The following is an 11974-nucleotide window of genomic DNA, read 5'->3' on the forward strand; positions in this document are numbered from 1 at the left end:
TATTCATAGATTACGATATCAGTTGAATACGTATTGAGAGCCAATGGCAAAATTTCAGAAATCGCTCGGTTTTTGTTCTCATATTTACAAGAATTTTAAGCGCTTATATAAATCGGTGTAATTCTTAGTTCAAAGTTATTCAGGTAATGCTGAGGGAACTATCAGTGTAATAGAAACTTCTTCCTTTAGAACAAATAGATATGAGCATTTTGTTTAATATGAGATCCGTTCGAAGGAATTTTACTGGCGAAATTCTATGCTATTTATAGACCCTAGATAAGAGAGGTGAGCTATGGACTACAAACACATACTCGTCGCGATAGAGCTGTCTCAAGACACAAATATCTTAATTGATAGAGCGACATTTTTTGCCAACAAACTCGATGCCGATCTTTCTTTCGTTTATATCGATGGTACGCATGGTGAGATATACCCTGAGTTGGTGGACATTAAACAGCACAGCGGTGAACTCCCATTCAATGAAGATGCAGTTAAACAGCTAAGAGATTTCGAATCCTACTCAGAACACAATATTAAGCACCTATTCATGGGAACGGGTGATTTGACGGAAAAGCTCAAAGAAACCGTTGCGGCTAACCAAGTCGATTTTCTGATTTGCGGCCATCACCATGACTTTTGGAGCAAGATTATCTCGCATTCCAAACAGCTTATTGATAAGTCACCTGTCGATATTTTAGTGGTACCTATTGAATAGTCGGTGATTTGCAACCTTGCCGAGCATCGCGCTTATTTTTTCAATCTACGTGGTGCTCGGTAGTCACACTTCCTCTTTGATTTTCCTACCCATTCTTACTGCTCTCACCTGATCTAAAAGCGCAACTGGATCGTAACTATTACTGGTTATCAACTTACGCGATTCGTATCAAGAGAAGCACAAAGATGAAAAAAATTGGCCTTTACTTTTTTACTAACGACCTACGCTTTTTGCACAATGAACTTCTGTCAGCTGCATGCAACCAAGTTGACGAATTGATAGGCGTCGTTATGCCTATTCACATCTCCCCATTCGTTCAACAACATTCTGTTGAAAAGCAAATTGGACAGAAGAGATTGCTGTTCTGGCAACAATCTCTTGAAGATCTCGCTCAACACTTCGATTCCCAAAATCACCGCCTATTTACATTACAAAGCATCAAAGCTGAAGACCTAGTTCAATTAATCGAAACGTGCCAAGTAAGTCATGTTTACTACAACCAACACCCCGGTAGTGATGAACGTGACTTAATCATAAAGGTGCAACACTCATTGCCTAACATCGAACTTATCACCAGTAGCAACAACACTTTGTTCGACATTGAACAGCTACCATTTGAAATGAGTAAGCTTCCGAGTTCCTTTACGCGTTTTCGAAAAACTGTCGAGGCTGAGAGTGACCTTTTAAATAGTACTCAACTAAATCCAGTTCCAAGACTTCCTGAAGTTTCAGGTTCGCTGAACGATGCTCTCCAGAGTAATCCCAGTATTTCGCCAGTCAAACTTTCAGAGACACCCGCTACTCCAAACACAACAGTTCCAACAAACTTTACTCTGTTTGAAGGAGGAGAAAGTGCCGGGCTTACGACTATTTCCAACACTCTTATGCCAGCGATTACAAACAAACCCGAAACGCATTTGATGGTATGAGTCACTCCACCAAGTTTTCGCCATGGTTAGCAGTGGGTTGTTTGTCACCAAAGACTATAGTTAGCACGCTTCATCAATACGAAGATCTGCATGGATCAAACGAATCAACTTATTGGATTAAATTCGAACTGCTTTGGCGTGAATATTTTTATTGGCGTGCGCGCGTTGCAGGACATGCTCTCTTTTCAAAACCTGTGATTAAAAAACCTCACATTGGTGACTCACCAAACTCTGAAGCTTTAAAGGCTTTCACCCAATGGAAAACGGGCAATACCAACTACCCGATTGTTAACGCTTGTATGCGTGAGTTGAACGCAACTGGGTACATGTCTAACCGTGGCAGGCAATTGGCTGCAAGCTGCCTTGTTTACGAGCTAGGTTGTGACTGGCTTTGGGGAGCAGCTTACTTTGAAACTCAATTGGTCGATTACGATGTCGCGTCTAACTGGGGTAACTGGTCCTATATTGCTGGCATGAACGGACAACAGGCTCGCCACTTCGATCTTGATAAGCAGACTCAAATGTACGACCCACAACATGACTTTATTCGCCGATGGGTTACCACTGACAAGCAACACCAGATTGCCGAATAGGAACAGAGAATGAAATTCAAAACTGTACGCTTAATACTGGGTGATCAACTCAATATTCAACACTCTTGGTTCTCTAACTGTGATTCTAGTGTCCTGTACATCATTGCCGAGCTTCACCAAGAGACTGACTACGTCAAACACCACAGTCAAAAAGTCGCGGCATTTTTTAGCGCAATGGCGGCTTTCGCTGCCGAACTGAAAGATGAAGGTCATGAGGTGCTGCACCTGACTTTGGACGACACTCAACAGTTTCCAACACTGAATGATTTGATCGTGCACTACACGGCAGAGTTTGAGGCGGAAAAGTTTGAGTACCAACGCCCTGATGAATACAGACTGTTAAGTCAGCTCGCTCAACTCAAGCTACCGAAAGCAGTAAAACTCTGCACCTGCACTGAGCATTTCCTTCTGCCATTTGAAGAGATTGAACCTCAATTCCCAGCGGGCAAGCACATCATGATGGAACATTTCTATCGTAGAATGCGCAAGCGATTCTCAATATTGATGGACGACGGCAAACCTGTGGGCGGAAAGTGGAACTACGATGGCAACAACCGAAACAAGCTCAAGCCAAAAGATATTGAAGCGCTACCCTCGCCTTTGATGTTTGCTAACGATGTAAGCGACATTGTTGAACGCATGGAAAGGCATGTTATTGCAACCATTGGTGATATCGATAAGACGAGACTTCTATGGCCAATTAATCGTGCACAAAGCTTGTCGCTGCTCGCGCACTTTTGCCATACCTGCCTGCCCTTATTTGGTCGTTTTCAAGATGCCATGACCAAGGATCATAGTTCTCGTTGGAGCTTGTACCACAGTCGTTTGTCATTCAGCTTAAACAGCAAACTCATTACTCCCCAAGAAACAATCGATGCGGCGCTTGCTGCTTACCACAGTAACGCAAACATCGATATTTCTCAGGTTGAGGGGTTCGTACGTCAAATCTTAGGTTGGCGGGAGTACATTCGAGCCGTTTATTGGGCCAATATGCCGCGCTACAAAACCATTAATCACTTTCACGCATCACGCCAACTGCCTCATTATTTTTGGGATCGTGAAACCAAAATGCAGTGTATGAAACAAGCCATCAAGCAGTCACACGAATTTGCTTATGCCCATCATATTCAGAGACTGATGGTGACTGGCAACTTCAGTTTGATCGCGGAGCTAAAGCCAGACCAAGTTGATGAGTGGTATCTTGGCATTTATATCGACGCTATAGAGTGGGTTGAAATGCCAAATACACGCGGTATGGCTCTGTTTGCTGATGGTGGGATTGTTGGCACTAAGCCCTATGCTGCGAGTGGCGCTTACATCAATAAGATGAGTGATTACTGTAAGGGTTGCCACTACAACGTGAAGTCGAGAAGCGATGAAGATGCTTGTCCGTTCAATAGCCTGTACTGGCGTTTCATGACAAAGCACCGCGAGCAACTCACTCGAAACCCAAGAATGGGAATGATCTATCGCTCTTGGGACAATATGGACGAACAGGAGCAAGAAAAGACGCTAAAACGTGCTGAAACTTACCTCGAACATTTGGAGGATTTGTAATGGAAAACGCGATAAAGACGGTGTTAGTGATTGGAGGCTCTGGCGGTATAGGTAAAGCCATTGTGAAACAGTTGCAAACAATAGATCCCGCAGCCAACATCCATACGACTTTCTGCAATGGCAAGCCAGACTTCTCTATCGATAATGTCACATGGCATAGGGTCGACATCACTAAAGAATCAGATGTACAACAACTCGCATCCCACTTCACTTCGTTGGATTGGGTGATCAATTGTGTTGGGATACTTCACACAACGACTCATAAGCCAGAAAAGAGCCTAAACACCGTCGACTCAGAGTTTTTCTTAGAGAACATGACGACTAACGCGCTTCCGACTCTACTGCTTGCAAAGCATTTTACCTCTTTATTGAAACGTTCTCCCTCAGGTAAGCTTGTAACCATTTCAGCCAAGGTTGGAAGCATCAATGACAACCGTTTGGGTGGTTGGTACAGCTATCGCTCCTCTAAGGCGGCACTCAATATGTTGATTAAATCTATCTCAATCGAGTGGAGCCGTATTGCCAAGAAAGCAACGATCCTCTCTTTGCATCCAGGAACGACCGATACCCCACTCTCCAAGCCCTTTCAGACCAATGTTCCTGAAGGAAAACTGTTCGATGCAGACGATGTAGCCCGTCAATTGTTGAGTATTATTGAAAGATCAACGCCGGAAGATAGTGGTCGCTTCTTCGCATACGACGGTGAAGAGCTGCCTTGGTAACTTACTGCTTGTGGATGCTGCCTTTGTTTCGGCGACAACGTTCTGAGCAATATTGCACTTCGTCCCAACACTTTTGCCACTTCTTGCGCCACGTGAACGGGCGCAAACACACTGGACAGAGTTTAGTGGGAATGTCGCGTTTCTTTTGCATCGTGTTTCTCTAACTTAAGGATGATAGAGACTATACGCGCCAAAACAGCTAAGGGTTTGAAATGCTGATGGAATGACAAAGCAAACAACCGAAAAGGGGCAGATTCACTGCCCCTTTGTACTTGTTAGTTAGTAATAGTCATTGTTTAGGTTTAGGCGACCTTAAACTCTTTACTCATCTCACTAACACCCAAACCAGAATGTTTAGTGATTTTAAGTTGGACTGGCACTCGCTCTTTTAGTGCCTCGACGTGACTGATCACACCTATCATCTTCCCAGATGCATTCAAGTTATCGAGCGCGTTTAGGGCAATATCTAATGTGTCACTGTCAAGAGTACCGAAGCCTTCATCAAGGAACAGCGAATCAATACTGGTTTTATGGCTCACCAAATCAGACAGCGCTAATGCCAAAGCCAGACTCACTAAAAAGCTTTCGCCCCCAGAGAGTGTTTTGGTGTCACGAACCACGTCACCCTGCCACGTATCTAACACTTGAAGCTCTAACCCATCTTCCGCTTTACGCTTCAACTCATAGCGACCATGTAGGCGTTGCAACTGTTTGTTGGCAAGATAAACAAGGTTCTCAAGGGTTAGTCCTTGTGCAAACTTCCTAAACTTGTCGCCGTTCTTTGAGCCAATCAATGAATTCAACTGCGAGATATCATCAAACGCTTGTTGCTTCTCATCAATCTCTTTAAACAAGTGTTGTTGGTTCTCTCGGTTCTTCCTGTCCATTTCGAGATTTGCGTTAATAGCACCGATTTGACTAGCGGTCGCTTGTTGCTGTTGTTGGCAGTCAGCAACTTGTTGCTCCACTTCTTCAATTTCAATCTGTTGCCATTGCTCTGCATTTGCGTTTTCAAGCAACTCTTCGACACTCTGCTTTGTAGCTTTGAGTTTTGCAGAGCTGCTCACTATTGCGTTATCGAGCCTTTGTTTGAGTTCAACAAGGTCAATTCGCACCTGCTCATCCAACAGTGCTTGCTCAAACTCACCTTCTGATTCAAAAGGACTTGCCGTAAGCGAAGCAATCCAAGATTCATTTGCTTGAGTTAGCTCGACTTCCTTAGCATCAAGCTCGCGCATGAACGTTGACTGTTTGGTTTGCCATTCGCGCAGCGTTAGCTCGCACTGGTTAAACACACCTTTCAAGGTTTCAAGCTGTTTTGACGACTCTTCCAATCGCGCATTCATTAACTGCTCTTGCTGTTGAATTTGCTTATCGCCAAATAGTACCTGACGCTCCTGCTGGATCTTAGCAAGATCATCCGAAATCGAAGCCAGGTCTTTCTCAAGCTGTGTAAGCTTATTCGTTTGCTCAGCTAATGACGCAGCCAAAGACTGATGCTTCTCTTGTTGGGCAATCAACGTTTTATCCAGTTCGGCTTTTTGTTGATAATTGGTTTGCCACTCTTGCGACGCCGAACTCTTCGATTCTAGCCATTGATCAATGTGTTCCAACTCAGGTGCACTGTTGCCTGTCTCAGAAATACTATTTTGTAATGCCAGCCATTGTGATGATTGAGTCTGTTTTAATTGATCTGCCTGCTCTTGTGCATCAACGCGCTGTTTTTGCAAATCCGCAACGCGTGTAGACAGTGCTTCGACCTTATTGAGCGCGTCTTTCAACGCTAATTCCATATTAATGCGCTGCTTCTCTGCTGACTGGTAGTCGACCTTTGCTTGCGCTTGTTGCTGTTGGCGTTGAATAACTTGATTCAGTTCCTGCTCACAACGGTCAACAAACATCGCGACAACATCTTTGTCGGCAATCTGATCATGAGTAACAACCCACTCCATAATTTGAGCCTGGTTGTCTGAATTCTCTTCACCGATTTGAGTAAGCTTTTCAACCACTGCCAACCAAGATTGCTTAGCTTGCTCTGCATTCGTGGTTAAGTTCTTAATCTCACCTTCAAGGTGGCTCAAAATCGGGCTCAGAGAGTCCAATTTCTGGCGAAGATCCTGCCCCTCTTTTTTGACCAACGCCAACGCTTCAGACTCTTGGTTTTGTTGCTGAAGTAACGCATTCATATCTTGAGATTGTTCAACTGAGTGATCCGTTGAGCCACACAATGGACATTCAGAACCCGGCGCTAACATTGCGCGATACTTAGCGAGCTCACCCTCTTGAGCAATCAAGGTCTTCAAACGCTCTAGCGACTGCTCTTTCTCTTTGTAACGCTCCACCAAGACTTCACGTTGCTTTGTCAGCTCAGCGTTTTCATTGGTTTTGTTTTGCAAATCAACACGTTTAGCTTGGAGCTGTTCGGTCGCCATCAAATAACGACGTTGAATATCCGTTAATGCATGAGTTTGTCGGTTCCACGTTTCAAGAGCTTGTTTTAAGCCATTTAACTGTTCTTCACCATGTGCCTGCTGAGATTGCTCCCACAGTACTTTGGCAGTTTGCTCTGCTGTCCTCAGTGCTGATAACTCTTGAGTGTTCTTTTGCTGCTCTTGAGTTAGTTGTTGAGCTTGTTGCTGTTGGGCACTGATTTCATTAGCAAGACGCTCTACGCGCTTTTGCTGCTCGGATTGCTGTTGTTCGAGCGTTCGGATCTGAGCAACATTGGTTTGCCACTGCCCTAAATAACGGTCAAGAGATTTGCTGCTTTCATTGGCCGATAAGTACTCGGCCAATGTTTTCTCTGTGTGCTTTAACTCTTCAAGCGACTTGGCAGCGCTTTGAATCAAAGACTGTTTCGTATCTTGTTCTACCTTGAGTGCTGACTGAGATTGCTGCAGCGTTGTTCGCTTTTCATTAAGCAAAGCAATTTGCTGATCAAGTGGACGTACTTTTTCGATAGTAGCGATAAGATCCGTTTGCTCTTTGCGAAGTTGGTTTGTTGTCTCTGCTTGTGTGTTTAACGCCGCTTCCGTTTGAAGCTTCTCTTGATTGCCTACTTCAAGCTGCTTGTTTGCATCCGCCAATTGAGCAGTTAACGCCGTCACTTCTTGTTGAACGCGATTACGCTCTTTATGCAGTGGACGCAGTTTTTCAGCAGGTTCACTTTTCGCTAACTGTTCCAGCGATTGACTGTTGGCTTCCATCTCCGCTTGTGCCGATTTGAGCTCATTTTCACTGTTCTCAAGAGATAGCTTGGCTTTATTGAGCTCTCGCCACCAAGCCAAATGTTCTGACCAGCCTTTCAGCTCTTGGTCGAACTGCTTTAATCCGACCTCTAAGTTTGTTTTGTTTTGAGAAAGCTCTTCGACTTGTTCTGCCGTTAGAAGGTTAACGCCTTCAGCTTTCGCTTTGAGTTGATTTAACCCTTCTTCACTGGATTTGTAATGCTCGTAAATGCGCTCAGAGATCAAACTGTAGATCTCTGTCCCGGTAAGTTCTTCAAGCAGCTCTGCTCGGTCGTTAGCATTAGCATTCAAAAACGCAGCGAATTCGCCCTGTGAAAGTAGAATAGACTTGGTAAAGCGTGAAAAATCGAGTCCCGTTGTTGATTCCACCAGCTTAATCTTTTTGCTCAGTTGGGTTTCAAGCACTTTATTGGTGTCGGCATCCGAAAATTCACAGGTCGGTGTTTGCAGTGCGCCATCGTGCTTGTTACGAGCACGTTTCTGATGGAAGTTAGAACGGTAAGTTTTACCCTTCACTTCAAACTCGATCTCAGCAAAACACTCACCTGTGCCACGCGTCATGATCTCGTTGTTGCCTTTCGCGATACTTTTTAGACGAGGCGTTCGGTGGAATAAAGCCAAACAGATCGCATCCAAAATCGTGGTTTTACCTGCCCCCGTTGGCCCGGTAATCGCAAACAATCCATTTTCAGCGAACGGAGATTGAGTAAAATCTAGCTTCCAACGACCTTTGAGTGAGTTTAGGTTTTCAAATTCTAATGATAAAATTTTCATAGCGGATTATTCAGCCTCTCCGTCTGTCACTTCGGTCATCACTTGTTTAAATGTCACGGTCATACGTTCCAAGCGCGCTTTTTCAGTATCGCTTTCGAAGTCTTCAAGTGCGATACGCTTTTCAAACACTTCCATTGGGCTAAGTTCTGATAGCGTCTCTGCAGACTCTTGATTTAATGTCTGATTTCGCTTCTCTCGCGCTCTTCTTAATTGCAGAACTTCTACATTGAGATCTTGGGCCAATCGAGAGATACGCTCTTGAAGATCAGATAGGTAATCTTGCGCTTGTACCTCTATCGACAGCCACACACTCTGGTCCGCATCTAATCCAATATACTGATTGAGTTGAGTCTCAATGCTGCTTAGGTCACCTTTGATTTCAGCAAGAGGTTGAAATGTCGGCACATTAAGCTGAGAAATTGTGCGTTTGCCTTGCTCAAATTCGACAATGCATACCTGCTTTGTAGACTTAAGCTCATCAAAACTAAGAGGGATTGGCGAACCGCAATAGCGAATATGTTCTTGTTTAGCCACCACTTGTGGTCTGTGAATATGTCCAAGCGCAATATAGTCCGCTGGTGGAAAGCCATCCGCAGCAAAACCATCTAGATTGCCAACGTAAATATCACGCACGGAATCAGACTGCTGCACGCCCATTGCCGTTAAGTGCCCTGTTGCAACAATAGGAATGTCGGTCGAATTCTCGTAGTTCTCTCGCTCAGCAACAGCAGCTTGATATACACTCGCATAGTGGTGCTTGATTGCATCACCTAGTTGTTTTTGACGATCCACACCAGAAACACCAGCTTGACTGGTCAGGACATCCCGAGGGCGGATAAATGGAATCGCGCATACCAAGGCTTCAACGTGTCCCGACTTGCCTTTCAGTGGAAGCACTTGACTTGCATAATCTTCATTGGTGTTTGGGATTACGTCTGTACCCATGTATTTCAGTAGTTGTTGCGTCTCTTTTAATACCGAAACTGAATCGTGATTTCCGCCCAACATCACCAGTTGGCAACTTAACTTGCTGCAATCCACCACAAATTTATTGTACATCTCACGTGCGTAGCTTGGCGGTGTACTGGTATCAAAGATGTCCCCCGCTACGATGATGGCGTCAACACTTTGTTCGTCAACTTGTTGAAGCAACCAATCTAAAAACTGTTGGTGTTCGTTTTTACGACTCTTGTTATAGAAATTTTGGCCAAGATGCCAATCTGACGTGTGAAGGATTTTCATGGTGTCTCGCTACGGGGATCGAATGTTCTTAATCTATCAAAATCGCTCAGGCATATCTCTTTAATAAGCTTATGAAAAAGCAACTATTCATCGATATCTGACTGTTCGACCGCAATTTAACCAAAGTACGCGATGGAAGAAGAAAATAGACTCACATTGAGTCACAAAACCAAAACAGCTTATTTGAGTTAAAATAATACAAATGTAATTATTGGTTTTTTTCCATAATAAGAATAATCAGTATGATGAAATTAAAACCAATCACAGCAGCCGTTATAACTGTGCTCTTAGCAGGTTGTGGTGGTAGCTCTTCCTCCTCATCTCCTAGCGAGCCCAATCAACCAACCGATCCAACAGACCCAATCAGTAAAACTGTTGCGCCCTATAGCATTGGTAAATACCAAGCCATTCTCGACAACTCTGATCTACAGGTATCGGATCCGAATGGCAGTGAAGGCAACAAAACTTCTGAAGTCAAAGGCGGCGCGTTTGAGGGCTATCAAAGTGACTACTTTTATACCGAGGAGGAAACTGAGCACCTAGTATTCAAGATGTCGAACTATAAAATGCGTTCTGAAGTTCGAGAGCTAGAGAACTTTGATGTCAGCGAAACCGGCGTTAAACGCACTTTCTACGCAGAAGTTAAGCTACCTGACATCGACCTCGCGATGGCTAACTCACCTGCAGACCATGACGAAGTCACGTTTTTACAGATCCACAATAAAGGTACTAGCTCTGATGGAACAGGTTACATCCCTCACCCGCTGGTTCGTATTATTTGGGAGCAAGAGCGAAACGGCCTAACAGGACACTATTGGGCGGTTCTCAAAAATAATGCGTTAGACTGCAGTTCAAATTCAAATGCCGCAGGATGTAATGACTCTTATGACCGATATGATTTAGGTGCAGCGAACCTAGATGACTTTACCCGTTTTGAAATATCTATATTTGAAAACACGCTGTCCATCGAAGTCAACGACGAGTCCAAAGCGCAAATAGATATATCCTACTGGTCACATCTTTTGAGCTATTTTAAAGCCGGTATCTATAACCAATTCGAAAATGGAGAAGGTGAAGCCAAGTTTAGTCAACTCACCTACGAAAAGGAGAATACTGATACTTCGGCGAAGTGGAACATAGATGATTGGAAGATCACCATTCCCCCTAGCAAAGATGATTGGTATGGCAGTGGCGGAACCAGTGCTGCAGAACTTGAACCCGAGCGGTGTAATTCAAGTAAAGATGTATTGTCGAACGACAGTAATGTTTATGACAACGACTTAGGATTGTCCTATTTCAATGTCATTGACGGTGAGATGCACTTTCGCGCTGACATGGGGTACGGCACTTCAACCACAAACTCCAGCTATATTCGCTCAGAGCTAAGAGAACTTTACATTAGCACTGATTCGCCAGACTGTAGTACCAGCGATGAGGATACCAGTTGGTACCTTAATGACACACGTACTAATGCGAAGAGTCACACGTTAGAAGCTCAACTTAGAATCGATGAATATCCGAACATTGATTTTAGCGAACAACGCCCAAAGGTCGTTCTAGGTCAAATCCATGGTTGGAAGATCAGCCAAGCGCTAGTGAAATTACTTTGGGAAGGCGACGATAAACCGGTACGAGTGATTCTTAACGATAGTTTTGAACGCAATAATCAAGACTGTGATTCCTGTGAACCATTCAGCGTAACCTTAGGTCAATACTCAGCGAATGAAGATTGGCGCTACATTATTCGAGCAACGCAGGATGGATTGTTTCTAGCAACCACGGACGTTAATGGCAGTAACCTTGTTTCTCACCAAATTGACTGGGGAGCGAACTACACAGACATGAATGGAGACACCGTCACATTAAGCAGTGACTGGGCAAGCGATGACATCGCCTTTTACTTTAAAGCCGGTATCTACCCTCAATTCAAACCCGATGATAAATACCGTGGTGAGATCTTTGATGTCAGCTTCAGTGAGATTTCGACAGAGCACGAGGAGTAACTCTCCCTTTTCCATTAGTCAAAATAGTCAAAAGCCCATTAAGCCTACCACTGGATAACCACAAACCAAGCCATAGATTCCTTATAAGGTTCTGTGGCTTTTTTATATGCAATCGAAAAGTTCGTACGCCATTGATAAATCTATATGCACACGAAAAAGCCAGCAGCGAATGCTACTGGCTTAAGTATCTT

At 44.1% G+C, this 11974-nt stretch carries 7 protein-coding genes and 1 pseudogene; 5 read left to right on the top strand and 3 right to left on the bottom strand.

Annotated elements, in window-relative coordinates; genetic code table 11:
- Nucleotides 1-292: 292 nt before the first annotated feature.
- The 4 genes and pseudogenes from L1D60_RS09890 to L1D60_RS09905 all read left to right on the top strand — a co-directional run bounded on the left by L1D60_RS09890 (nucleotide 293) and on the right by L1D60_RS09905 (nucleotide 4516).
- The gene (locus tag L1D60_RS09890) at nucleotides 293-715 is read left to right on the top strand and encodes a universal stress protein (protein ID WP_239840925.1); all 423 of its coding nucleotides are present in this window, start codon (nucleotides 293-295) and stop codon (nucleotides 713-715) included.
- A gap of 185 nt (nucleotides 716-900) precedes the next feature.
- A pseudogene (locus L1D60_RS09895) lies at nucleotides 901-2237 on the top strand (DASH family cryptochrome).
- 9 nt (nucleotides 2238-2246) lie between these two features.
- On the top strand, nucleotides 2247-3794 hold the full coding sequence (locus tag L1D60_RS09900) for a cryptochrome/photolyase family protein (protein WP_239840926.1): 1548 nt from the start codon (nucleotides 2247-2249) through the stop codon (nucleotides 3792-3794).
- Entirely contained in the window at nucleotides 3794-4516 is a 723-nt protein-coding gene (locus L1D60_RS09905; RefSeq protein WP_239840927.1) for an SDR family oxidoreductase, read from the top strand. The genes L1D60_RS09900 and L1D60_RS09905 overlap by 1 nt, the downstream gene beginning before the upstream one ends.
- A gap of 1 nt (nucleotide 4517) precedes the next feature.
- On the opposite strand, the gene L1D60_RS09910 is transcribed toward L1D60_RS09905, so the two are convergent.
- The 3 genes from L1D60_RS09910 to sbcD form a co-directional block, all read right to left on the bottom strand.
- On the bottom strand, nucleotides 4518-4667 hold the full coding sequence (locus tag L1D60_RS09910) for a DUF2256 domain-containing protein (protein WP_239840928.1): 150 nt from the start codon (nucleotides 4665-4667) through the stop codon (nucleotides 4518-4520).
- Nucleotides 4668-4818: 151 nt separating this feature from the next.
- Entirely contained in the window at nucleotides 4819-8538 is a 3720-nt protein-coding gene (locus L1D60_RS09915; protein ID WP_239840929.1) for an AAA family ATPase, read from the bottom strand.
- Nucleotides 8539-8544: 6 nt separating this feature from the next.
- The gene (gene sbcD, locus L1D60_RS09920; RefSeq protein WP_239840930.1) at nucleotides 8545-9780 is read right to left on the bottom strand and encodes an exonuclease subunit SbcD; all 1236 of its coding nucleotides are present in this window, start codon (nucleotides 9778-9780) and stop codon (nucleotides 8545-8547) included.
- A 245-nt stretch (nucleotides 9781-10025) separates the two neighbouring features.
- Here sbcD and L1D60_RS09925 point away from each other — a divergent pair, with 245 nt between their 5' ends.
- A complete protein-coding gene (locus L1D60_RS09925) occupies nucleotides 10026-11783 on the top strand; it encodes a polysaccharide lyase family 7 protein (RefSeq protein ID WP_239840997.1) in 1758 nt (585 codons plus the stop codon).
- The last annotated feature ends 191 nt before the right edge of the window (nucleotides 11784-11974 follow it).

This window comes from Vibrio sp. Isolate30 (genome assembly GCF_022397975.1).
GTDB lineage: Bacteria > Pseudomonadota > Gammaproteobacteria > Enterobacterales > Vibrionaceae > Vibrio > Vibrio fortis.